This is a genomic window from Algoriphagus aquaeductus (assembly GCF_003253485.1).
Taxonomy (GTDB): Bacteria; Bacteroidota; Bacteroidia; order Cytophagales; family Cyclobacteriaceae; genus Algoriphagus; species Algoriphagus aquaeductus.
The window spans coordinates 155,886-178,607 of the sequence record NZ_QKTX01000011.1 but is presented as its reverse complement, the minus strand read 5'-3'; the positions used below and the strand labels follow the sequence as shown (position 1 = coordinate 178,607).

The following is a 22,722-nucleotide window of genomic DNA, read 5'->3' as shown; positions in this document are numbered from 1 at the left end:
TTTACCCTCCTTGAGTTGCCTTAATGATTAATAAATTGTCGTGTACTTTTAAGTAGGTCTTTGCCCACTCTGTTTTGGGCACAATTGTTTCATTGATTGCCACAGCAATACCATTTTGTTTTTCCCCTAAATGGAAAAAAACAAAGTCCGAAACCAAAGTTTCTTCCTGTACTTCCTGAGTTTGATTGTTGTATGTTATCTCCATCCTGTAAAAATTTATACTTCAGGGGAGACACCGTGAGTGTTTCACTTACTTTTTCCTTCGTCAGTATCAACTGCATCAGGTTCAAAGGGTATAATCTCAGTCCTTACGAATTTTGTACGGACACCCCTAAAGTTTTGCCAAGTTACTAAAATTTGTGAGAGGGGAAGGAAAGAATGGATGTTTAATAATTTTATAATTCAAAAGATTTGTTGGAAGGCCATTTTGTCTTCCTTGTTTGAGTTACACATTAATATTGTTTGTAACTGTTTGAAAATCCTATAAAGCACTGATCCTAAATGCTCTTCTTGGCCCCATGATTCATGGCATCAGAAACAATAGGATCTGAGAACCGGCTAATATCTATCCTGACATTTTTTCCGAGGTTCATCAAAATTCATGATGCAAAGCACTAAATAGCAAAAACAAGTGTGCCTGAATAATATAATTAATCGGGATTCAGGAAAATTTTCTTTCCAATCCTAAATAAGGTTTCAATTCATTCCTTCCATTAAATTGGCAAATTTCCAACCTCACATTTATACTCTGTTCTGTCTAATTTTTAGTTTATAATCCTTCCCCCAAATGCAATCTTGGAAGGAATCTGTTGGCTCAATGCTATTTTAGATTCAACCGAAGTATTCTTCCCCTGAAGAAAAGTGGGTTTCTTTCCTACAGCATACTTTCGAGAGTATCCGGTCATTTGAGCAAATCCGCTATTCACCCAAATAATAAATTGAGAAGGGTCAGTCAAAACAATCGCTTTATAACTTTTAGTATTGATAAGTTCTAAATCCAGTTTACACCTTCGGCTTTCTAAATTTTGGACAATTTTCTTGATGTCAATTTGCTTTTGGGCAGCAATTGATTCATTGACAGTTTGCATAGAAATCACATCCCAGCAAAAATTTGGATGACTGAATTTTTGGATTTTAGGTACTGGTTCGAACATTAAACTTGGTCAAAAAATTTAAAAACTGTGCATAGGCGATAAACCTATACACAGTTTAAATCATCCTATATTGGAAAGCTTTCAAGTGATTTTCTCATTTCCTTACTTGCTTCCACCATTTCAATCAATGCACGCTTAGTCTCCTCCCAATGTCTGGTTTTCAAGCCGCAATCGGGGTTAACCCAAAGTTGATCTGATGGAATTACAGCAAGTGCTTTTTCCAAAAGCCCAATCATTTCTGATTTTGAAGGAACTCTTGGTGAATGAATATCATACACACCTGGACCTATTTCATTGGGGTAGTTGAAGTCCGCAAAAGCGTCCAACAATTCCATCTGAGACCGTGAACATTCGATTGTGATCACATCTGCATCCATATTAGCAATATCCTGAATAATATCATTGAACTCAGAGTAGCACATGTGGGTATGAATTTGAGTTTCATCTTTAACCCCGCTTGAGGATATTTTAAATGCTCCAATTGCCCATTCCAGATAGTTTTTCCATTCACTTTTTCGAAGTGGCAAACCTTCCCGGATTGCCGGTTCATCGATTTGAATGATTTTGATTCCTGCTTTTTCCAAATCAGCCACTTCGTCCCGGATGGCCAAGGCTAGCTGGGTGCAGGTCTGGGATCTCGGCTGGTCGTTTCGCACAAAGGACCATTGCAGAATCGTGACTGGTCCGGTCAGCATGCCTTTGACTGGCTTATCAGTCATTGATTGGGCTAATGAGGACCAATAAACAGTCATAGGGTTAGGTCGGTGAACATCACCAATTATAATCGGCGGCTTAACGCACCGGCTTCCATAACTTTGGACCCAGCCATTTTGAGTAAAGGCAAATCCTTCCAGCTGCTCACCAAAATACTCTACCATGTCGTTCCTTTCGAATTCGCCGTGAACCAATACATCCAGCCCGATTTCTTCCTGCCAACGAATGGTTTTTTCGGTTTCATCCCTTAAGAGTCGCTCGTATTCCTGCTCAGAAATATCCCCTTTCTTGAATTTTGCCCTCCATGAACGCACTTCTGCGGTCTGAGGAAATGATCCGATAGTGGTGGTTGGAAAGTGCGGCAAGCCAAGTGACTGCTGCTGCTTGTATTTTCGGATCAGGAAAGGATTTTGCCTACTTGCATCCGACGCTGTCACTGCATTTACCCGCTGCTTTACCTTGACATTGTGGATCAAACTGGAGGTCTTTCTTGTGTTGTTTACCGCTTCATTTTCACGAAGGCTTTTTAATCCTTCAGGACTTGGGGTTGTAGCCAGCTGCTTCAAGGACACGACTTCGGCTATCTTCTGCTTCGCAAAAGCAAGCCACTGTTTGATTTCAGGATTCAGTTTTGATTCTAAATCCAAATCACATGGAACATGGAGTAAGGAACAGGAGGGTGCGATGAAAAGACGTTCGTTTCCAATTAGAAATTGGGCTTTTCTGATGAATTCAAGACTGGATTGAAAGTCATTTTTCCAGATATTCCTTCCATCAACCAATCCGAGTGAAAGACTGAGTTTTTCCGGCAAAAGGTTGATAACCTCCATCAGTTGTTCAGGATTTCTCACCAAATCGAGGTGCAAAGCGCAAACAGGGAGAGATACGGCGAATGAAAGATTGTCCTTTAGACCTTCAAAATAGCTTGCAAGCAATGTTTTCAGGGTCGGAAATTCCTTTCTGACCAGTTTGTAGAATTTTGAAATGGCCAGCTTCACCTTTTCATCAAGGTCGAGTGTCAAAAATGGTTCATCAAACTGTACCCATTCCACACCCCGAGTCTCCAGTTTTTTAAGAACATCCATATATACCGGAATCAGGTTGTCCAGCAGATCCAACCGGTCAAATCCCGATTCCTTTTCTTTACCCAAAAGCAAAAAGGAAACTGGCCCAATCAGGACGGGTTTGGTGAGAATTTCCTTGCTCTTTGCTTCATAGAATTCATCGACAATTTTCGTCGAAAAGAATTTGAACTGCTGATTTTTGTGAAATTCCGGAACGATGTAATGGTAATTCGTATCAAACCATTTTGTCATTTCCATGGCAGTGATGTCCAGGTCGTTTTTCTGATATCCCCTTGCCATGGCAAAATAGAGGTCCAGCTCGTTGTTGGATTTGTCAAGAATGACGTCATGATACCGCTCGGGAATAGCTCCCACCATCAGACACAGATCCAAAACCTGGTCATAGAGTGAAAAATCATTGGAAGGAATAAGGTCAATTCCTGCCTCTTTCTGTAATCGCCAGTTGAACAGCCGAATGCTTGCTGCTGTGTTTTGCAGCTCATTTGCGGATGTTTTGCCTGACCAATAGGACTCGCAGGCTTTTTTAAGTTCTCTGTTGCTACCAATTCGCGGATAGCCAAGATTGTGTGTTTTCACTTCTTTTAACTTTAAATTTTTTAAATAATTAGTTAAAAACCCTTTTGAAGAACCTCACAATACTGTCGAAGGAAGGGGAGAGACGAATAGATAGATGTGAATGCAATTGGATACACCAATTCCATGAAGGCTTTGTTGCCTTTTTTAAAAACATCTTGTCTGACATCTGACTCCAAACCGCGAGAGCATTGTCAAATCAAAATAGGCAGGTCTCCTGACTTGTAACAGCTTTACCGTCCTTCCCATCCCGAAAACGAGACAGTGGACCTTCTTGGTAAAACCTTTGGTATGTTACTTACAGTTGCGCGACAGTTCGTGATTTTCACACGATTCCCTATTAATCTACAGTTAAGTAAAACCTATTTCGTTTGATGAAGAAACTTAAAAAGAACTTATTGGATCAAAGATAGGAATATTTTTAAACGATAAATCTCCAATTAGGCATTCTTTAATCATAATGCAGTGATACAGGTATCACAAAAATGGCAGCCTCTGTCAGTTAGGTCTTGGTGAGGCTAACCGCAATCCAGAGCTTCTATTTTTCGTCCGCATGGTTAGTGAGCGTTATTTCACGAGCCATTAAACAATTACTCGATTTCTTTGCCAAAATGGGATTTCGATATAAAGAACTTACCTTAAAACAGGAAAGACAATCCCGTATCTACAGAAGGAGGATCCCATGCCCCTCGGTATTTGGTTCAAAATATAACTCCGTCCCCCCTCAAAGACAGAAAAAGTCTACTAATCGCTACCGACTATCCCTCTTTCAAGAGGAGGGAAAAACGCTTTAGCATTGGTTTCTCGTCCTGAAAACGAAAAAATACCGGACGGATATGGTCAAGTGGAATCAATTAAACTTCACAAACCGCATGAGAAAGGGTATAAACAAAAAAAGTTGACCATGACATGATCAACTTTTTATTTTGTAGCGGGAACAGGACTCGAACCTGTGACCTTCGGGTTATGAGCCCGACGAGCTACCAACTGCTCCATCCCGCGATATTGTGATGCAAAGGTAAGGGCAAACTCTCAAAAATCAAGTACCTTTGCAAAAAAATCTTTGAAAATGGCCCAAACTCCTCATAGAGCGGGATTTGTCAATATCGTCGGAAAACCAAACGTGGGTAAATCCACCTTGATGAATATCCTAGTGGGTGAGCGGCTATCCATAGTCTCTTCCAAAGCTCAAACCACCCGGCATCGAATTCTTGGTCTGATTAATACGGATGAGTATCAGATCGTCTTTTCTGACACACCCGGAATGCTCAAACCAAAATATGAGCTTCACAAAAGCATGATGGGATTTGTCAATCTTTCTCTCGAGGATGCAGATGTGATCGTATTTGTCACTGACCTCTATGAAAATGAAGAGGAAATCGAAGATGTAATCCGAAAAATCAACGAATCAGGCATCCCGATCCTTTTGGTGATCAACAAAATTGACCTTGCTAAAGAAGGCCAATTGGAGGAAGTCACTCAGTATTGGACTTCAAGAATCCAGGCGACCACGGTAATTCCTATATCTGCAAAAGAGCAGTTTAATACTGAACGGATTTTACAGGAAATTGTGGAAAGGCTACCAGTGCACCCCCCTTTTTACGACAAAGATGAACTAACTGACCGACCAGAACGGTTCTTTGCCTCTGAGATCATTCGGGAGAAGATCTTTACCAATTACAAAAAGGAAATCCCCTATAGCACCGAAGTGGGTATTGAGGATTTCCACGAAGAAGAAAATATCATTAGAATCCGAGCTACCATTTTTGTGGAGCGCGATAGTCAAAAAGGGATTATCATCGGAGATAAAGGCAAAATGCTCAAGAAAGTAGGAACAGAAGCACGAGCTGATCTGGAAAAGTTTTTCGGAAAGAAAATCTTTTTGGAAACATTCGTTAAAGTCGAATTAGACTGGCGAAAGAATAAATTGAAACTAAAAAAATTCGGGTACGACCCCTCTTAACTTATGGCAAATATAGTAGCAATCGTAGGCAGACCCAATGTGGGAAAATCTACTCTTTTTAACCGCTTGGTAGAAGAACGAAAGGCCATTGAGGACAACTTGAGTGGAGTGACCCGAGACCGGCACTACGGCCATGCGCAGTGGTCTGGCAAATTCTTCTCGGTGATCGATACAGGAGGATATGTAACTGGCTCTGAAGATATTTTTGAAGCAGAAATCAGAAAGCAAGTGAAGCTGGCCATTGAAGAGGCAGATGTAATCCTTTTTGTAGTGGACTGTAATGATGGCTTAACAGATTTGGACTCTGAATTTGCCAATGAACTCAGGGGAACTAAAAAACCTTTGTACATCGTCGCTAATAAAGCAGATAATCGGGAAAAGGCATTTATGGCCAATGAATTTTATCAGATGGGCTTGAGTGCCTTTGAAATATTTCCGATTGCAGCTGTAAGTGGAAGCGGAACCGGCGAGCTTTTGGATGCTGTCATTACTCATTTCAAGGATGAAGGAGAGGAAGATCCAGATGCAGGGGTACCGAAAATTTCCATTTTAGGAAGACCCAATGTAGGAAAATCTTCTTTTCTCAACGCGCTTCTCGGACAAGAGCGATCCATTGTGACGGATGAAGCCGGAACTACAAGAGATGCTATCCACACTCGATATAAGTTTTTTGGAAAAGACTTTATTATCACGGATACAGCCGGAATCCGCAAAAAGGGTAAAGTAAAAGAGGATATTGAGTTTTATTCTGTCATGCGTTCTTTGAGAACGCTGGAAGAATCCGATGTCGTCATAGTCATGGTCGATGCCACCAGAGGACTGGAAGCACAAGACATCAACCTGATTGGCCTGGCCATCAAAAACAACAAAGGCGTGATGATCATGGTCAATAAGTGGGATTTGATCGAAAAAGACCACAAAACCATGAATAAAATTAAAGAGGAGATGCTAGACAGACTTGGAGAGCACAAGTGGATCCCGATCATCTTCACCTCAGTGGTTGAAAAACAGCGAATTTTTCAGGCAATTGAGTTGGCTGTAAAAGTATTTGAAAACAAGACAAGAAGAATCCCAACCTCCAAACTGAATGATGTCCTCCTCCAGGAAATAGAAAAATATCCTCCTCCTGCCTGGAAAGGAAAATATATCAAAATCAAATACGTCACTCAACTTCCTACCAAAAATCCGGTTTTTGCATTTTTCTGCAACCTGCCTCAATATATTAAGGACCCTTACACAAGGTATCTTGAAAACCGACTGAGAGAAAACTTTGATTTCGAAGGAGTTCCTGTAAAAATTGTTTATAAAAACAAATAAAAAATATTTGGACGGCGCTTGCACAATTGAAAATATTACTAGTACCTTTGTGATGTAATTAAGAAAACCATAACAAATGAAAAAGGTATTTGCAATTTTCGCAATCGCTGGTTTGATCGCTACTACTTCTTGCGGTAACAAAACCACTGAAGAAACAGTAGAAGAAACAACTGTAGTTGAAGAAACTCCAGTTGTTGAAGAAGCTCCTGCTGTTGACACTGCTGCTGTAGCTGCTGACACTACTGCAACTGCTCAGTAATCCAATCCAGCCTTGGAAAAAAATTAAGAGTCCCTAAATCGGGACTCTTTTTTTATTTTTGACCTGATGAGTTTTCCCCCCGGGCTTCTCCATATAGCAAATACTCACCTCCCTGAAAAGGCGGTACCCTATTGCCTGAGGCTCTGGCAAGAAACCCCTTTTTCTTTGCATGTAAAAACACCCAGATCAACTAAGCTTGGAGATTTCAGGTATAGAAAGGACCGAAAATTCCAGACCATCACCCTTAATGCTGACCTAAACACTTACCAGTTTCTCCTCACTTACATCCATGAAGTGGCTCATTTAAGAGCTTTTGAAAAGTTCGGTATCCATCATGCCCCACACGGATATGAATGGAAAAAATTGTTTCAGGAATTGATGGAGCCATTGTTGTCGGAAATAATATTCCCTCGGGATCTATTGGTTCCCCTCAAATTGCATATGAGAAACCCTTCTGCCAGCTCTGCAAGGGATCTTTTTTTGATGAAAGAAATGAGCAAATACGATAAAAAAAGTGCGCATTCGACGGAAATTTTCTTAGCTGACCTCAAACCAGGTAACTCATTTATGCTCTCTGGAAGGAAATTTGTAAAGGGAGAAACAAGAAGAACCCGGATTATTTGTGAAGAAATCGGATCGGGTAAAAAATTTTTGGTGTCCCGGTTAGCTAAAGTACAGCCTATGGATTAATCCTTTTCTTCCCCGATTTGATTCTCTGGTTGAGAAAAATCCTTTGGCTGGGGCAGATCTTGGATAGAATTGATCCCAAAGTACTCCATAAATCTTGTAGAAGTACCGTAGATCAATGGTTTCCCCACACCATCGGACTTTCCTTTGATTTCGATCAGTTCTTTCTCCAAAAGCTTTTGGACGGAATAATCACTGTTGACACCTCGGATTTGCTCTACTTCACCTTTGGTTATTGGTTGCTTGTATGCAATGATAGAAAGTGTTTCCAATTGAGCAGCGGAAAGTCTCTTTTGGGACTGTTGTCTCAACAAAATACTAATGCTGGCCTGATAAGCCGGCTTTGTCAAAAACTGATACCCTCCACCCAGATGCTCCAAAGCAAATGAAAAATCATCTTGATTATACTTCTTTCTCAACTCATAAATAGCCTCCTCGACATGGTCTAGCGAAACCTCAGCCTCAAACATTTCACTGAGGCACTTGACTATTTCAGTGGTTGTAAGAGGCTCTGGTGCGCAGAATATCAACGCTTCTATATGACGATGAAGAAAATCCAAAATTACTTCTTTGCCAATTTTGCTTCGATCGAATGCATCGTATGAGGAACAGCCTTCAGTCTCTCTTTTGAAATTAGCTTGCCCGTATCCACACAAATGCCATAAGTTCCATTCTTAATCCGAATCAGGGCATTTTCTAAGTTGATGACAAATTTCTGCTGTCTGGCGGCCAACTGACTTAGATTTTCGCGTTCCAAGGTATCCGCTCCATCCTCCAACAGTTTTGAGGTCGAAGCAGTATAATCTGTCCCACTGTCATTTTTTTTGCTCAAGGTTTCCTTTAGAGAGTGGAGCTCTTCTTTGGCTACCGCCAGTTTTTGAAGAATGATTTCTTCAAATTCTTTGAGCTCCTCCTGAGAGTATGCGGTCTTTTCTTCCTGACTCATGTTGGTCTTTCTTTAAATGATCGTACGGGGACTTTTCGGGTTTGGTACCCTAAAATACTGTGGTCTTTGATAAATGCAAAAATTAAAAGTTTTAGAAAATCAGGAGAGCCAATCCTCCAATTCATCAAGGAGCTTTACTCCTTGGAATTCAGTGATTTACTGAAAATAATTTTCTAAGATATCCAAATTAAAATTTCTCTATATCCGATTTATTCCCTGTAGGCTTAGCTAGCTTACGAAATTTCTCAAAAAGGCAGAAATCGAGGATCCTTCGGTCATCGGTCTTCCGACCCATTAAACAAAGAGAATTTGGCTGGTGGTGCAATTGCGGATAATCATATAAAATTATATCAGAATCCGCAGTGAAAAATGGTTGATTCTCTTATCAAAAGTCATCAGACTTCGATTAAGATCAACTCCGCCATTTACCTATTTACACCTCACCATCAATTCAATTACAGCTTCCCACCTTTGAAAACCCTTATTCTTTAGGAAGATCGTCGATCTTTATTTCAGCAGCCTGGAAATTTGTAAAAAGTATGTCTTAATTAAAATTAACCATCAAAGCCTTGATCCTACGACTACCAGTTTTTTGATCACGGTGGTTTTTCCGGCAAGATCAAACAACTCTACTAAAAGAACATAATATCCCGGCCGGACTCTGGCACCACTCAAATCTGTTCCAGTCCAGGTATAAATTCCGGAAGTCCCCAAAACCTGATTTTGGGAAAGTGTCTGGACCAAATGTCCTGAGGCCGAAAAAATTGAAAAACTACCAACCCATCCAGGCTGATCCAACTCATACCTTATGGTGGTAAATGTCTGTCCAAAATTTCCTTCCGGATCAAAGACTTGGGGTTCAATCTGAATGAGAGTTGACTCAAACTCATCGCTCAAGGCCACAGAATTTTTTCTCCCAGGTGTAGCATAGTCTTCGCTGCCAGAAGCCGACTGCCAATTGGAGGCAACTTCTGCCGCTGTTTTTGAAGAAATTCTCTCCAAAGAGACCCCCTTGGTGTTTCGGATCAGCGGATGATGCATTTTAGGGTCATAGGAAAATTTTTCGACTGCCTCACCCTTATTGGAAATCAATACAACGGTACCTCCAGAAATAGGATAGCTTGGAAGGCTGGGAATCTGAAGCAAAGCCCCCTCTGCAGATTTAGGGTAGGCTAGCCTCAGGCGATTGGAATCTGTACTTATTGCCAAAAATTCTCCGGGCCCCAACATACTCCCTTTTGTACCAAACACCCTAATCTGATTGGGCAAGCCTGAGTCATTCAAATTGGCTAAAGCCCAAGATTCCAAAGAAAGATATTTATCTGTTGTATTGTAAATCTCAACAAATTTTGGATCCCCTACCCGAGCGTCAAACAATACTTCATTGATGATCAAATCCCCTTTATTGGCATTTTCAGCAAGCACCAAATTGGCAGAAAGCTCTCCATCTATAGGTATTCCAAAACAAGTAACCAAAAGAGAGATTCTCAACATATACTTCAGACTGGGGATTGCAGGCTGAACTAATCTGACCTGCAATCCTTTCCCCGCTGAGGAAACCCATATAGAATCCACCTCAAGATCGGGGGAGAGTGTCACTTGATCGGAATTCAGGATTGGAAAAAAAGGCTGATTAAAAACGACCTCAATCTGATCAGGATGAACAAAATAGGCAGATTCTATTTTTAGCTCCTCACCGATGACCTCAGCTGAAAAAAGTGAATTTTGCCTTCCCGGAGTCCCCCGTAGCTGATCCGTCGATGGTCTTAGTAATTCTGAATTATCACATAGCAAAAATGGATTAATGACTTCTAAACTGAATCCACCATTTGCAAATTCATTTCCTCTCCAAGAGGCAGTGGCGTAACTTAGCCGATCGACCACTCCCTCACTTGAGAATGCCAAGGTCATAACATCACCGGAATTTAACATGGTGGGCCAAGGATTTACTGACACAACCGACCCAAATTCCAGAAGCTGATTAGCTTGATTAGAAGGTGCAAGTAGTACAAATTCTCCCGGCTGAATCCAATATTCAGGAAGAATACTGCTACTTCTTGAATTGGAAAATACTAAACCCTGAAGTCGAAACTCCTTGTCTTTAGGATTAAAAAGCTCTACATATTCAACATTTGGAAGATCCTGATCCGGTCTTGGTGCAGGCATCAGCTCGTTGATAACCAAAGTTTTGAATTGAAAATCCGTAGGATCTGTAAACCGAAAAAACACTGTAGTGTCATTCAAAAAATTTCCCTCCAAATCCGGAACCTGCCTGATCGACAAACTATAATCTCTATCTTCCAACAAGTTATTCCCAAATCCGAGAATCACGGTGGAGTCATTAAGAGCACTTATTCTTACTGGCTCTGCGTCATCCAATCTGTAGGCCAACGGAAATAATGAAAATACTGGATCAATCGGTTCATTGAACGCTAAAAACAATTCGTTTTTAGTATATCCTTTTACAACCGATACCTGAGGTGGAGTTACATCCTGAATCAATTCCCCTAACTCAAAATCATCCAAAAACCACCTCGCCGCACTTCCGCTACCCTGACCATATAAAATCTCAAACTTAAAATAGACCTCATCAAGAGTCACCAACTCCGCAGGCACATCTAAGATAAACCTCCGATATTCCTGATTTTCATTCCCAAATTCGGTCTCAGATCCCAGTAAAGTCCTGCCTGAAAACACCCCTGTCAAACTTTCTCCCCAAGAAAAATACACCACCGCAGCACGGCTACCGGTGCCGTTTTGAAGGCTTCTTGCCCAAAAATATACTTTTGGATTTTCGAATTCGGAAGGCCTGAGTCTGACCCAAATTTCTCCATTGAAGGAACTGATAGGCTGAACTGCCAAGGCTCTAGAATCTGATCTTCCCAGAGTGGAGGTCTGAAAAATCCTCGAAACAGTATTTCTCACATCATTTCCATACCAACCCGGAAGAAATTCTTGAGGAAAAGAAGATATGGAAAAAGGAAGTTCAAAATCCTGCTTTTGTCCCAACCCTTCAAATGGAAAGAGGACCGAGGCACTAAAGCATACCCAAAAAACAATAGATGGAAAAACACCTTTCATAAGGGAAATGAGGAAAAAGGAGTAATTGAAAATACAAAAATTAGTTTTGGTTTTTTGATCTATCATAAAAAACCAAGGATTTTTCTCGCCATTATCCTGAAAATGAACTCATAGTCCTTACTTTTGCAGACCCAAAACCAATAAAAAACCTATTTAAACACATGAAACTGGCTGTAGTAGGCGCCACCGGCTTGGTGGGCTCCGAAATCCTCGAAGTGCTCGATGAGCACAACTTCCCTTATGACGAACTGCTATTGGTTGCTTCTGAGCGATCTGTGGGTAAACAGATCGAGTACAAGGGTAAAAAACACACGGTGATCGGCCTTGCTGATGCTGTGGCAGCCAAACCTGAAATCGCGATCTTCTCTGCAGGTGGAAGCACCTCGCTCGAGTGGGCTCCCAAATTTGCAGAAGTCGGCACCTTCGTCATCGACAACTCTTCCGCTTGGAGAATGGATCCTACCAAGAAATTGGTGGTGCCTGAGATCAATGCAAAAGAAATTTCTAAAGAAGATAAAATCATCGCCAACCCTAATTGCTCGACCATACAGATGGTCTTGGCTTTGGAGCCTTTGCGTCAGCGATATGGAATTAAGCGCATTGTGGTGTCCACCTATCAATCCGTAACCGGTACAGGTAAAGCAGCAGTGGATCAAATGATGGCTGAGCGATCCGGTGATGCCAATCCTCCGATGGTCTATCCGCACAAGATCGACATGAACGTCCTTCCTCATATCGACGTGTTCCAGCCAAACGGCTACACCAAGGAAGAGATGAAAATGATCAACGAGACTAAAAAAATCTTCAGTGACAATTCCATCCAGGTGACTTCTACTACTGTTCGTATCCCGACCATGGGTGGACACTCTGAGGCAGTCAACGTGGAGTTCAAGCAGGATTTTGATTTGGCGGAAGTGAGAAGCCTGTTGGAAAATGCCCCCGGGGTGATCGTACAAGACGACCCTACCAACTTCGTCTATCCTATGCCAATCACTTCACACAAGAAAGACGAGGTGTTTGTGGGCCGATTAAGAAGAGATGAGTCTCAACCAAATACACTCAACATGTGGATCGTAGCGGACAACCTAAGAAAAGGTGCTGCGACCAATGCCGTGCAGATTGCAGAATACCTTTTGGAAAATAAACTCGTCTGATGAACCTCAGCGAGCTCAATAGCGCTGAATTCAGACAATTTGTGCAGGATCATCTTACTGAAGATCCTGCACTTTTGCTTTTTAAATACCAGGGAAAAGTCACTTTTGACCTGAAAATGGCTGTGCAGCAGATTTCTGCCAGACAAAGAGCAGCTAAGAAGCTCCCGGCCTGGTCTGAAAATCCAAATTTACTTTTCCCTGCAAGCATTTCTTTGGAGCAAAGTTCCTCCGAGGAAACAGCCCGATTCAAAGGGGAAGGCATGACCGGAAAATCCATGATCGACCTTACCGGGGGCTTTGGAGTCGATTTTTTTTACTTGAGCCAGGAGTTTGAAAAAGGGATATACTGCGAAAGGCAGCCTGAGCTTTTTCAGATCACGAAGCATAATCTCGAGCAGTTGGGACCCTCCAAGGGTTCAGAACCCTTGGAGGGTTTAGATAGAAAGTTTGAGTTTTTTGAAGGAGATGGATTGGGTTTTTTGAAAAAAACCGAGTTACACTTTGACCTGATTTTTGCTGACCCGGCAAGAAGGGGTAACGGAAATCAGAAGCTTTACAAGCTCCAGGATTGCGAACCGGATGTGGTCAGCGCATGGTCTCTTTTGCGTAGCAAATCAGATAAAATCTTGATCAAAGCCTCACCCATGCTGGATATTTCACAAGCTTGGTCAGAGCTTCCGGAGATTCAAAAAATCACGGTGATTTCCGTCAAAAACGAAGTAAAGGAGCTTTTGCTTTCTTGGGAAAAAGGAAAAACCCAAGAATCCAGAGAGATCTCAGCCGTTGATTTGGGCAGTGAAAATCTGAAATTCTCTTTTGATCCAAAAGAAGAGGAGAACGCTGCTGCACAGCTCGGAGAAGCAGAAAAGTACTTAATCGAACCCCTAAGCGGAATCTTGAAAGCAGGTGCATTTACCCTTTTTGCAGCGCGATTTGGAATGAAAAAATTGGAGAAAAACAGCCATATCTACACCGGAAACCAATTTCCATCAGAAATTCCAGGGCGAATTTTTGAAGTGATCCAGGAGATTGCTCCTAAAAAGCAAGAAATCAAAAACCTCTTTCCTTCGGGAAAAGTCAATGTGATTTGCCGAAACTACAGCATCAAAGCCGAGGAACTTAAAAAGAAACTGGGGCTGAAAGATGGAGGTGAAGACTTCCTGATCGGAACCAAAACGGGAAGTGGATATAAGGTTTTTTGGTGCAAGCGAGTGAAATAGGAATTTAAAAGTGCGTCGAATAAATCAGAAGCAAGAGAAAAGACCTTAGACACAAGACCTTTCGGTATCCTGCAAAGCTTGGCTTACCTGTGATTTTTCACCAAATTTGAGGATGGGGCAAAGGAGACTTTTTATTATCGCAGGCTGTAATGGCGCTGGCAAAACCACTGCTTCCTTTCGGATGCTTCCTGAGCTTTTGGACTGCAAGGAATTTGTCAATGCTGATGAAATAGCAAGAGGACTTTCTCCTTTTCAGCCTGAGACTGTTGCGTTAGAGGCTGGTCGAATTATGCTTTCACGGATCCATGAGCTGATAGAGAAAGAAGAAGATTTTGCCTTTGAAACTACGTTGGCTACCAAGTCTTACTTGAGTTTTATCCGAAAAGCAAAACAGGCAGGCTATTTTGTCTCCTTGGTATTTTTCTGGCTGGAATCTCCTGAGTTGGCCATCGAGCGGGTCAAAAAGAGAGTTGCAGAGGGTGGTCATCACATTCCTGAAAGTGTGGTACGAAGAAGATACCAAAGAGGGATTGAAAACCTTTTCAAACTTTTTTTCAACGAAGTTGATTATTTAGCCATATTCGATAATTCAAAGACAGCCCCAGAACTTATCGCCGAGAAGAAATTTAGAGTAAAAGTCGCCAATTCAGAAAAGTTTAACTTTCTAAAGTCATTTGGAAAATGAGGGAAGAAGAAATTGATACACTTGCAGAGAAAATCAAAACTGCTGTTTTGAACTCGGAAGAAGACTTTCTGAAAATGAAAAAGCGACTCGGCCAGAAGATTGTAACCCAAATCAATGGGAAAATCGTAACCCGAACACCCGACTATTTTTTAAGAAAAATGAAGGAGAAAAAAGCCAATGGACAGTGAGCAGTTTACCCGTTCTAGTTTGCAGAAGTAGATATTCAGAAGGATAAAATTAAAAAGCTGAAAACCTTGATTCATAAAAAAAAGTCTGTGCGGACACAGACCTTTCCAATTTTATGGTTTTTAACAATTACTCCTTTACTTCTTCATAGTCCACGTACTCGCCGCCCTCAATATCTTTTTTTCGCTTTTCGAGCTCTTCCTTAGGAATATAATCTACAACGACCGAATCCTTTGGCCTAGAGGCATGTTGCTGAGCTCGCTGTTGTTCTCTAGCGGCTTCATTGACTTGCTTGGCCAATTGAGCAAGCTTGGATCGAAGAAAATAGCGGATGAGTTGGCCCAATAGCCAACCCACTCCGAGTAATATGATGAGAAATTTTACCAAAACAGATTATTTTTTAGACTGGATTATCTGCTCAGATAGATGTTTCTTTCTGAGTAGATTTTCAAGAAATAGTCATCCATCAGGTCATCGATAAAGTAAATCGCTTCACCGGTGGATTTCATTTCAGGCCCCAGTTCTTTGTTGACATTCGGGAATTTGTGGAAGGAGAACACAGGTTCCTTGATGGCATACCCCTTCTTCACCGGTTTGAATTCAAAGTCGGTGACTTTCTTCTCTCCCAACATCACCTTTACGGCATAATTCACATAAGGTTCCTGATAGGCCTTGCAGATAAACGGCACCGTACGGGAAGCTCTTGGATTCGCTTCGATCACATAGACTTTGTCATTTTTGATCGCAAACTGGATATTGATCAGCCCGACCGTTTTGAGTGCCAAAGCAATTCTGTGCGTATAGGTTTCAATCTGACGAATCACCAAATCTCCCAAGTTGTAAGGAGGAAGTACCGCATAGGAGTCTCCGGAGTGGATACCTGCCGGCTCGATGTGCTGCATGATACCGATGATGTAGACATTTTCCCCGTCACAAATCGCATCTGCTTCTGCTTCGATTGCGCCTTCCAAGAAGTGATCGAGAAGAATCTCATTATTAGGAATGTCACGAAGCACATTCACCACGTGCTCTTCGAGTTCCTTTTCGTTGATCACGATTTTCATGCCCTGACCACCCAAAACGTAGCTTGGACGAACAAGCAGTGGGAACCCAATGGTTTTGCAAAGCTCAAGGGCTTCGTCGGTATTGTGAATGGTGCCAAATTCTGGATAAGGCACGTTGTTTTCTTTCAAAAGTGTGGAGAACAAACCTCTGTCTTCGGCCAAATCAAGCGCTTCAAAGCTCGTTCCGATGATTTTGATGCCGTATTTGGAAAGTTTTTCAGCCAATTTCAAAGCCGTCTGACCTCCCAGCTGCACGATGACGCCAACCGGATTTTCGTGCAAAATGATCTCGTAAATGTGCTCCCAGAACACCGGCTCGAAGTAGAGCTTATCTGCCACATCCGGGTCTGTGGAAACCGTCTCCGGGTTACAGTTGATCATGATGGTCTCGTAGCCACACTCTTTCGCAGCCAAAACGCCATGTACACAGGAGTAGTCAAACTCGATCCCCTGCCCTACACGGTTTGGTCCTGAGCCCAAGACTACCACTTTCTTTTTCTCTGATCTGATGGACTCGTTTTCCTCACCAAAAGACGAGTAGTAATAGGGTGTTCTCGCTTCAAATTCCGCTGCACAGGTATCGACAAGTTTGTACACCCGCTTGATGCCCATTTCGTGGTAGCGCTTGTTGAATACATCGCTTTCCAAGCAATCCAACAAATGCGCGATCTGACGGTCAGCGTAGCCTTTTTTCTTCGCCAAATCCATCAATTCGAATGGAATGGTGTCAATTTTATATTTCTCAATCTCAGCTTCCAAGTGGATCAATTCCTCGATTTGCTTGAGGAACCATTTGTCGATTTTAGTGAGATCTTGGATCGTACGGAAGGAAATGCCGAGTTTGAAGGCATCATAGACGTGGAACAATCGGTTCCAGCTAGGATTAGCCAAGGAGTAAAGAATCTGCGCTTGATCTTTGAGTTCTTTTCCATCAGCGCCCAAGCCATTTCGCTTGATTTCGAGCGATTGACAGGCCTTTTGAAGGGCTTCCTGGAAATTGCGACCGATGCCCATTACTTCCCCTACCGCTTTCATGGATAGTCCCAATCGACGGTCCGAACCTTTGAACTTGTCAAAGTTCCAGCGAGGTATTTTTACGATTACGTAATCAATAGATGGCTCAAAGTAAGCCGAAGTAGTTCCGGTAATCGAGTTGGACAGTTCGTCCAAGTTATACCCTACCGCCAGCTTGGCAGCCACTTTGGCGATCGGATAGCCGGTTGCTTTGGAAGCCAATGCCGAAGATCGGGAAACGCGTGGGTTGATCTCGATGCCGATGATGGTCTGATTGTCCGGGCTGACGGCAAACTGTACGTTACAGCCCCCTGCGAAATTCCCGATGCTGTTCATCATCGTGATCGCATAGTTTCTCATGCGCTGATAGACCGTATCCGGTAGGGTCATGGCAGGTGCAACGGTGATCGAGTCGCCGGTATGCACGCCCATGGGGTCAAAATTTTCGATGGAGCAGATCACGATCATATTGCCGATGTTATCTCGCATCACCTCGAGCTCGTATTCTTTCCATCCGAGGATGCTTTGCTCGATCAGCACTTCGTGGACCGGAGAGGCTTGAAGTCCAGCAGAGAGGTATTTTTCGAAATCTTCGGCCTTTTCGACAAAGGCACCTCCTGCACCACCAAGAGTGTAGGATGCTCTGATAATCAAAGGGAATCCGATTTCCTGTGCGATTTCTTTTCCCTGCAACATGGAAGTAGCCGTGGCTCCTTTGCAGACGTCCACCCCGATTTCTTCCATCAAAGCCTTGAATTTCTCACGGTTTTCGGCAGTATCGATGGCGTCGATATCGACTCCGATCATGCGAACTCCGTAATTTTTCCAAATACCTGCTTTTTCGCAGTCAATGGCAAGGTTGAGGGCAGTCTGCCCTCCCATGGTAGGGAGTACAGCATCGATATCGGGATGCTCTGTCAGAATTTTACGGATGGATTTCTTTTCCAGTGGAAGCAGATACACGTGGTCAGCGGTTACCGGGTCAGTCATGATCGTGGCCGGATTGGAATTGATCAGGGTGACTTTGATCCCTTCTTCGCGGAGCGATCTGGAAGCCTGGGAGCCGGAATAGTCAAATTCGCAAGCTTGACCGATGACGATGGGACCTGAACCGATGAGGAGGACGTGCTTGATGCTACTGTCTTTAGGCATTAGAGAGGAGGGTTGAGGAAAATTTCACTTAAGTCCAAATTGGGGCAAAATTAGAAAAATTATCCGAAGGGGGAAGGGAAAAGGCGGGAAGTTTGGAGGATGGGGAGAAAGGAGGCCTGGAAATCAGGAAGTTTAGTCCGATGTCGGGTGACCGAAGAATGGTTGTCCGATGTCGGGTGTCCGATGACTGATGAGCGGGAATGGAAGATCTGTGAAAATCTGCGGGAAATAATTTAACTCAAGGAAATCGAAATCCCTATTTTCACCCAATGAATTGGAATACCTTGAATTTCGCACCGGTAATGGGCGAGAAATTAACCCTTGAAAATGCGCTTTCTCTTGACTTTACAGCTGCCAATAAAGCCTTGGATGCGGTCAATTTAAGCGATACCGAGGAGTTCGAACGATTTGTTTTTGCTCAGCTGAAAAACGCTGGCAAAAAATATGGTATCGGTGGCTATTTGGAAAGAAGAGCCATTTACCGCCGAAGTGAAGTTTTTGCCACGGCGTCAGCAGATTTTCGAAATATCCATTTGGGAATCGACATCTGGACAAATGCGGGAGCACCAATTTTTGCACCTTTGGCTGGAAAAGTCCACAGCTTTCAGGACAATGCCGGCTTTGGCAACTACGGTCCGACGATCATTTTGGAGCATGAACTAGAAGAGAAAACCCTCTTTTCTCTATACGGACATCTTTTCCGCAAGGACTTGGAAAAGCTACAAGTCGGACAGGAAATTCAGGCAGGAGATTTACTTTGCCATGTAGGTCCTTTCCCTGAAAACGGCGACTGGCCACCGCACCTCCACTTTCAGCTGATGTGGGATTTGGGCGGAAATTGGGGCGATTATCCCGGCGTGGCGGCAGAAAAGGATTTGGAGTTTTTTAAAGAGAATTGCCCGGATCCGAATTTGATTTTGGGTTGTGATATTATAAAACACATCTAAAACCCGAAAAAACATCACTTCCTCGGATGAAATTCCGACAACACCTGCCTGAGGTAATCCCGATCCAGATGAGTATAAATCTCCGTGGTCGTGATGCTCTCGTGACCGAGCATTTCCTGCACGGCACGCAAGTCTGCCCCACCTTCGATCAGGTGCGTGGCAAAGGAATGGCGGAAAGTATGCGGGCTGATGTTCTTTTTGATCCCCGCCTGCTCAGCGGTCTTTTTGATGATTAGAAAAATCATCACCCGGGTGAGTTTTTGACCCCGACGGTTGAGAAAGACATATTCTTCATGTCCTTTTGCCGGAGTCTGATGGACTCGAACCAGCTCTTGGTAGATTTTCAGGTAGCGCAAAGCATCCTTGCCGATTGGCACGAGACGTTCTTTATTTCCCTTTCCTACCACTTTCAGGAAGCCTATTTCCGTAAAAACCTGGCTTTTCTTCAGCTCAACCAGCTCACTCACACGTAAACCGGAACTGTACAGCATTTCCAGGATGGCTCGGTTGCGGTGACCTTCGGGTTCGCCCAGCGGAATGGCTTCCAGCAACTGCTCAATCTCGGGATAGCTCAATGTATCGGGGAGTTTTCGACCCAGTTTGGGTGCTTCTAAGAGCTGCGCAGGATCTTCCTTGATTCGGTCCTCATACATCAGAAAGCGGTAGAACGCTTTGATCCCGGAGATAATCCGTGCTTGGGTGTAAACCGAAATTTCCAAGGAAGCCAAGGTATTCACAAAGCGTCGGAGATGCTCCAGTTCGAGTTCGAGGAGGCTTTTTTGGGGAAACTCCTTTTCTGCAAAATCCGCCAACTTCTGCACATCGAGCGAGTAGGCTTCGATGGAATTTTCACTCAGCGAGCGCTCCAGCTTAAGGTAATGACGGAATTGTCGAATTAGCGTAGACCACATGGTTTTTTGTAAACAACCCTCCAAGGGTTCGAAACCCTTGGAGGGTTCTATGACTCGGATTTAAAGTGCCAAGGTTGTAAGATTACCCCATCTTTTCAACAATATTAAAAAGCTTAAGGGTTTAACGTAAATGAAAATTCACCTCATAGTCACATAGATTCTTCCTTGATGTTTCACCCTATGTTTTCTATGTGCCTATGTGGTTTTTATTCAACTGTTTGGTATAGCCGTCTTCATTCATGTGATTGGAAAAGTTGAGGCAATTTCACCACCTCATAATTTTTTAAAAAGGATTCACCACATAGGCACATAGGTTCACATAGTTATTTGGGTCTTTTTCTATGCCTTCTATGTGCCTATGTGGTTTTTGAAAGCGTAATTGACCTATCGATCAAAATCCTTGTCACGTGGGTTTTCTTCATTTTCAAAAATTTTCATTTCAGTTGTCATATAAATCCCGACGATTTCTGATTAAGTAGTGTACATGAACCGATCACAGCTCGAAACTTTTCTCCGTCAACATCACCGCGAGGCCTTTCTTTGGGCCAGACAGTGCTGCGGATTTGATGGAGAACTGTCCAAGGATGTGATCCAGCAAGTGTACTTGAAAGTCCTTGAAGGCCAAGCTAAAATGAAAACTGAGGCCCATCCCAAGACTTGGCTGTTTTCGGTCATTCGCTTTACCGCGATGGACGAACTCCGACGGATCGGCAAATGGATCACTGTGGAAATCGAGGAAGATTTGGTTTGGGATGCTGAGCCCTCTGAAACCGAAAGCCATGAAGACCTGATTCGCCGACTGCCCAAAATGCAACAGGAGGTTTTGCTGATGGTCTTTTACCACGACATGACGCTGGAAGAAGCCGCTAAAGTCCTCCAACTGCATATCGGCACCGTTCGGACCCACTATGATCGGGGAAAAAAGAAACTGAAAGAATGGATTGAACTCCGAAAAACCTTTGAGGTTTGAAAATCCTCGAAGGTTTGAAATTTGAAATCAGCAGAATGGGAGAAAAGGTCCAAAACCTCCCAATCCGAAAAAAATCTGTATAAATCTGTGGATTTTTCTGTGAAAATCTGCGGGAAACTAAAGAGAAAAATGAACATCGATAAAGACCCCGAACTACACGCCTTTTTCCAAGCCCTAAAGGAAAAAGATCTAGAAATCTCCACGCCGGAATTTCCAGAGGCGGTGCGTCAACGAAGTCTTTCCTGGTGGATACCGGTAGGGATTGCCGCTTCCTTGGCTTTGGGGTTTTTCCTTTGGACAAGTGAAGAAAAAGCCATCAAAGCTCCCAGTGAGGTAATCATTATTACCCTTCAGGAAAATGAAAATCAGGAGCAGCAAATCGTGATCGAGGAAAAATCCTATCTCGACACTTGGAAATCGCCTACGGAGTCTCTTTTGGCGGAATACTAGATTAGACTTTAGACTCAAGATATTAGACACAATACAACAAAAAATAACATGATCAAACGAAGCCTTTTCCTGCTCTTTTTCCTGACTTCCAGCCTGACTCAGGCTCAGGACATGTTTCAGGAACACCTATACTCCGCCGACTTGGTGATGAAAAATCGGGACAGAATCTCCCTGACAGATGCCCAGGCCGAAAAAATCAAGAAAATCCACAGTACCAATGCAGCTGACTTTAGCACGCTGAAATGGGACTTGGATGCCGCTACGGAAAAGCTCAAAAAACTCCTGGAGCAACCCAAACCTGATGCTGCTGCTGTTTCCCGACAGATGGATCAAGTACTTCAGCTTGAAAACCAGCTCAAGAAAAAACAGCTTTCTACTTTAGTAGCGATCAAAAATGAATTGACCGAAAATCAAATCAATGATTTAAACAAAACCAAGGTACTGGGAAGGGTAAACTCTTGGGGATATGCACCAAAAGGCACAGTCACAAGCCTTCCCCAGTCCACTCCCCAATACAGGATAGGCGTAGCATCGCCGAAATCTTCTTCATTAAATGAAACCCGCAGAGTATCCGGAACAGCCAATTCAAGGGTATATGTCCAAAGTTTGACTTCATCGGAAGCCAGCCCGGCTTTTTACATAAAAAAGGACAATCATTTCCTAAAAATCCCAAATGCCAGCGAAATAGACCCCGACGATATCGAAGCGATCGAAGTATTGAAAGATGATAAAGCCATTGAAAAATTTGGACAAAATGGCAAAAACGGAGCTATCATCATCACCTTGAAAGAGAAGAAAGAGGAAGCTCCCCTGGAAAATTAAGTACTTAATTGGTTACTTATTATAAGCAAAAAGGAAGGTCAAATGGCCTTCCTTTTTTTAATTCCTGCTTTTTCGAAACTCTTTCAACGTTTTCCAACTGTAGTAAAAAACCAGCCAGAAAACCCCTAAAACAAACGCCAACTGCACCCCAACGAAAAGTAAATAGCCAAAAGTTTTTAGATAGTCCATAGTCCCAAAGCTTTTTGGACAAGATAGAATTAATTCTTTAATCCAAAAGGAAGTTCCTTTGGCCTTGAACTTAATTGTATGTCGAGCGAGCTAGGGACAGTCCATCGGAAAATGAATTTTTCCATTCAAAAAAAAAAAATGCCCGAATATATAAGTTTGGTAACGAGGCCTCACGTATA

Annotated in this window: 21 protein-coding genes, 1 tRNA gene and 2 riboswitches; of the genes, 12 read left to right on the top strand and 10 right to left on the bottom strand. The window is 42.8% G+C overall.

All coding sequences use genetic code 11. The features are described 5' to 3' along the window. Position 1: 1 nt before the first annotated feature. The 4 genes from thiS to CLV31_RS15340 all read right to left on the bottom strand — a co-directional run bounded on the left by thiS (position 2) and on the right by CLV31_RS15340 (position 4,528). Positions 2-205, bottom strand: coding sequence for a sulfur carrier protein ThiS (gene thiS, locus CLV31_RS15355; protein WP_111393785.1), 204 nt, complete (start codon positions 203-205; stop codon positions 2-4). A 35-nt stretch (positions 206-240) separates the two neighbouring features. Further along, positions 241-343, bottom strand: a riboswitch (TPP riboswitch). Positions 344-764: 421 nt separating this feature from the next. Next, a complete protein-coding gene (locus CLV31_RS15350; RefSeq protein ID WP_181452643.1) occupies positions 765-1,088 on the bottom strand; it encodes a PAS domain-containing protein in 324 nt (107 codons plus the stop codon). 131 nt (positions 1,089-1,219) lie between these two features. Further along, positions 1,220-3,529, bottom strand: coding sequence for a 5-methyltetrahydropteroyltriglutamate--homocysteine S-methyltransferase (gene metE / locus CLV31_RS15345; RefSeq protein ID WP_111393783.1), 2,310 nt, complete (start codon positions 3,527-3,529; stop codon positions 1,220-1,222). 187 nt (positions 3,530-3,716) lie between these two features. Then, positions 3,717-3,907: riboswitch (cobalamin riboswitch) on the bottom strand. A gap of 548 nt (positions 3,908-4,455) precedes the next feature. Continuing rightward, a tRNA-Met gene (locus CLV31_RS15340) sits at positions 4,456-4,528 on the bottom strand. 67 nt (positions 4,529-4,595) lie between these two features. Here CLV31_RS15340 and era point away from each other — a divergent pair. The 4 genes from era (at position 4,596) to CLV31_RS15320 (ending at position 7,755) form a co-directional block, all read left to right on the top strand. Next, on the top strand, positions 4,596-5,489 hold the full coding sequence (gene era / locus CLV31_RS15335; RefSeq protein ID WP_111393782.1) for a GTPase Era: 894 nt from the start codon (positions 4,596-4,598) through the stop codon (positions 5,487-5,489). Between the two features lie 3 nt (positions 5,490-5,492). Beyond that, the gene (gene der, locus CLV31_RS15330; RefSeq protein WP_111393781.1) at positions 5,493-6,806 is read left to right on the top strand and encodes a ribosome biogenesis GTPase Der; all 1,314 of its coding nucleotides are present in this window, start codon (positions 5,493-5,495) and stop codon (positions 6,804-6,806) included. Positions 6,807-6,882: 76 nt separating this feature from the next. Then, positions 6,883-7,065, top strand: coding sequence for a hypothetical protein (locus tag CLV31_RS15325; protein ID WP_111393780.1), 183 nt, complete (start codon positions 6,883-6,885; stop codon positions 7,063-7,065). 66 nt (positions 7,066-7,131) lie between these two features. Further along, complete coding sequence (locus CLV31_RS15320; RefSeq protein ID WP_111393779.1) at positions 7,132-7,755, top strand: SprT-like domain-containing protein; 624 nt, start codon at positions 7,132-7,134, stop codon at positions 7,753-7,755. Here CLV31_RS15320 and scpB read toward each other — a convergent pair. The 3 genes from scpB to CLV31_RS15305 all read right to left on the bottom strand — a co-directional run bounded on the left by scpB (position 7,752) and on the right by CLV31_RS15305 (position 11,845). Beyond that, positions 7,752-8,312 carry an SMC-Scp complex subunit ScpB gene (scpB, locus tag CLV31_RS15315; protein ID WP_111393778.1) on the bottom strand — a complete coding sequence of 187 codons (561 nt, stop codon included), beginning with the start codon at positions 8,310-8,312 and terminating at the stop codon, positions 7,752-7,754. The genes CLV31_RS15320 and scpB overlap by 4 nt on opposite strands. A gap of 2 nt (positions 8,313-8,314) precedes the next feature. Further along, positions 8,315-8,698 (bottom strand): TraR/DksA family transcriptional regulator, encoded by a 384-nt coding sequence (locus CLV31_RS15310; RefSeq protein ID WP_111393777.1) that lies wholly within the window; start codon positions 8,696-8,698, stop codon positions 8,315-8,317. 561 nt (positions 8,699-9,259) lie between these two features. Further along, positions 9,260-11,845 carry a lamin tail domain-containing protein gene (locus CLV31_RS15305; protein WP_111393776.1) on the bottom strand — a complete coding sequence of 862 codons (2,586 nt, stop codon included), beginning with the start codon at positions 11,843-11,845 and terminating at the stop codon, positions 9,260-9,262. A gap of 95 nt (positions 11,846-11,940) precedes the next feature. Between CLV31_RS15305 and CLV31_RS15300 the strand changes: the two genes are divergently transcribed. The 4 genes from CLV31_RS15300 (at position 11,941) to CLV31_RS15285 (ending at position 15,026) form a co-directional block, all read left to right on the top strand. After that, positions 11,941-12,933, top strand: a complete 993-nt coding sequence (locus tag CLV31_RS15300) for an aspartate-semialdehyde dehydrogenase (RefSeq protein ID WP_111393775.1) — start codon at positions 11,941-11,943, stop codon at positions 12,931-12,933. Next, on the top strand, positions 12,933-14,153 hold the full coding sequence (locus CLV31_RS15295; protein ID WP_111393774.1) for a class I SAM-dependent methyltransferase: 1,221 nt from the start codon (positions 12,933-12,935) through the stop codon (positions 14,151-14,153). The genes CLV31_RS15300 and CLV31_RS15295 overlap by 1 nt, the downstream gene beginning before the upstream one ends. A 112-nt stretch (positions 14,154-14,265) precedes the next feature. Further along, positions 14,266-14,838: a zeta toxin family protein gene (locus tag CLV31_RS15290; protein ID WP_111393773.1), complete on the top strand. Its 573-nt coding sequence runs from the start codon at positions 14,266-14,268 to the stop codon at positions 14,836-14,838. Beyond that, positions 14,835-15,026 carry a hypothetical protein gene (locus tag CLV31_RS15285; protein ID WP_111393772.1) on the top strand — a complete coding sequence of 64 codons (192 nt, stop codon included), beginning with the start codon at positions 14,835-14,837 and terminating at the stop codon, positions 15,024-15,026. The genes CLV31_RS15290 and CLV31_RS15285 overlap by 4 nt, the downstream gene beginning before the upstream one ends. 127 nt (positions 15,027-15,153) lie before the next feature. Here the strand turns inward: CLV31_RS15285 and CLV31_RS15280 are convergent, their stop codons facing one another. After that, positions 15,154-15,411 (bottom strand): DUF4834 family protein, encoded by a 258-nt coding sequence (locus CLV31_RS15280; RefSeq protein ID WP_111393771.1) that lies wholly within the window; start codon positions 15,409-15,411, stop codon positions 15,154-15,156. Between the two features lie 23 nt (positions 15,412-15,434). Beyond that, positions 15,435-18,254 (bottom strand): carbamoyl-phosphate synthase large subunit, encoded by a 2,820-nt coding sequence (carB, locus tag CLV31_RS15275; RefSeq protein ID WP_111393770.1) that lies wholly within the window; start codon positions 18,252-18,254, stop codon positions 15,435-15,437. 269 nt (positions 18,255-18,523) lie between these two features. On the opposite strand from carB, the gene CLV31_RS15270 reads away from it, so the two are divergent. Further along, the gene (locus CLV31_RS15270) at positions 18,524-19,201 is read left to right on the top strand and encodes a peptidoglycan DD-metalloendopeptidase family protein (RefSeq protein ID WP_111393769.1); all 678 of its coding nucleotides are present in this window, start codon (positions 18,524-18,526) and stop codon (positions 19,199-19,201) included. 14 nt (positions 19,202-19,215) lie between these two features. Here the strand turns inward: CLV31_RS15270 and xerD are convergent, their stop codons facing one another. Next, positions 19,216-20,112, bottom strand: a complete 897-nt coding sequence (xerD, locus tag CLV31_RS15265) for a site-specific tyrosine recombinase XerD (RefSeq protein WP_111393768.1) — start codon at positions 20,110-20,112, stop codon at positions 19,216-19,218. Positions 20,113-20,596: 484 nt separating this feature from the next. Between xerD and CLV31_RS15260 the strand changes: the two genes are divergently transcribed. The 3 genes from CLV31_RS15260 (at position 20,597) to CLV31_RS15250 (ending at position 22,354) form a co-directional block, all read left to right on the top strand. Beyond that, on the top strand, positions 20,597-21,082 hold the full coding sequence (locus CLV31_RS15260; RefSeq protein ID WP_111393767.1) for an RNA polymerase sigma factor: 486 nt from the start codon (positions 20,597-20,599) through the stop codon (positions 21,080-21,082). A 129-nt stretch (positions 21,083-21,211) separates the two neighbouring features. Then, on the top strand, positions 21,212-21,532 hold the full coding sequence (locus CLV31_RS15255) for a hypothetical protein (RefSeq protein ID WP_111393805.1): 321 nt from the start codon (positions 21,212-21,214) through the stop codon (positions 21,530-21,532). 48 nt (positions 21,533-21,580) lie between these two features. Then, a complete protein-coding gene (locus CLV31_RS15250) occupies positions 21,581-22,354 on the top strand; it encodes a periplasmic heavy metal sensor (protein ID WP_111393766.1) in 774 nt (257 codons plus the stop codon). Positions 22,355-22,722: the final 368 nt, after the last annotated feature.

Excerpts from the sequence above, each read along its gene's own strand:
- CLV31_RS15325 (WP_111393780.1), top strand. The coding sequence starts at position 6,883 with ATGAAAAAGGTATTTGCAATTTTCGCAATCGCTGGTTTGATCGCTACT.
- thiS (WP_111393785.1), bottom strand. The coding sequence starts at position 205 with ATGGAGATAACATACAACAATCAAACTCAGGAAGTACAGGAAGAAACT.
- CLV31_RS15290 (WP_111393773.1), top strand. The coding sequence starts at position 14,266 with ATGGGGCAAAGGAGACTTTTTATTATCGCAGGCTGTAATGGCGCTGGC.
- CLV31_RS15310 (WP_111393777.1), bottom strand. The coding sequence starts at position 8,698 with ATGAGTCAGGAAGAAAAGACCGCATACTCTCAGGAGGAGCTCAAAGAA.
- CLV31_RS15260 (WP_111393767.1), top strand. The coding sequence starts at position 20,597 with ATGAACCGATCACAGCTCGAAACTTTTCTCCGTCAACATCACCGCGAG.
- CLV31_RS15300 (WP_111393775.1), top strand. The coding sequence starts at position 11,941 with ATGAAACTGGCTGTAGTAGGCGCCACCGGCTTGGTGGGCTCCGAAATC.
- CLV31_RS15250 (WP_111393766.1), top strand. The coding sequence starts at position 21,581 with ATGATCAAACGAAGCCTTTTCCTGCTCTTTTTCCTGACTTCCAGCCTG.
- xerD (WP_111393768.1), bottom strand. The coding sequence starts at position 20,112 with ATGTGGTCTACGCTAATTCGACAATTCCGTCATTACCTTAAGCTGGAG.
- era (WP_111393782.1), top strand. The coding sequence starts at position 4,596 with ATGGCCCAAACTCCTCATAGAGCGGGATTTGTCAATATCGTCGGAAAA.
- CLV31_RS15350 (WP_181452643.1), bottom strand. The coding sequence starts at position 1,088 with ATGCAAACTGTCAATGAATCAATTGCTGCCCAAAAGCAAATTGACATC.
- der (WP_111393781.1), top strand. The coding sequence starts at position 5,493 with ATGGCAAATATAGTAGCAATCGTAGGCAGACCCAATGTGGGAAAATCT.
- CLV31_RS15270 (WP_111393769.1), top strand. The coding sequence starts at position 18,524 with ATGAATTGGAATACCTTGAATTTCGCACCGGTAATGGGCGAGAAATTA.
- CLV31_RS15285 (WP_111393772.1), top strand. The coding sequence starts at position 14,835 with ATGAGGGAAGAAGAAATTGATACACTTGCAGAGAAAATCAAAACTGCT.
- carB (WP_111393770.1), bottom strand. The coding sequence starts at position 18,254 with ATGCCTAAAGACAGTAGCATCAAGCACGTCCTCCTCATCGGTTCAGGT.
- CLV31_RS15255 (WP_111393805.1), top strand. The coding sequence starts at position 21,212 with ATGAACATCGATAAAGACCCCGAACTACACGCCTTTTTCCAAGCCCTA.
- CLV31_RS15305 (WP_111393776.1), bottom strand. The coding sequence starts at position 11,845 with ATGATAGATCAAAAAACCAAAACTAATTTTTGTATTTTCAATTACTCC.
- CLV31_RS15320 (WP_111393779.1), top strand. The coding sequence starts at position 7,132 with ATGAGTTTTCCCCCCGGGCTTCTCCATATAGCAAATACTCACCTCCCT.
- CLV31_RS15295 (WP_111393774.1), top strand. The coding sequence starts at position 12,933 with ATGAACCTCAGCGAGCTCAATAGCGCTGAATTCAGACAATTTGTGCAG.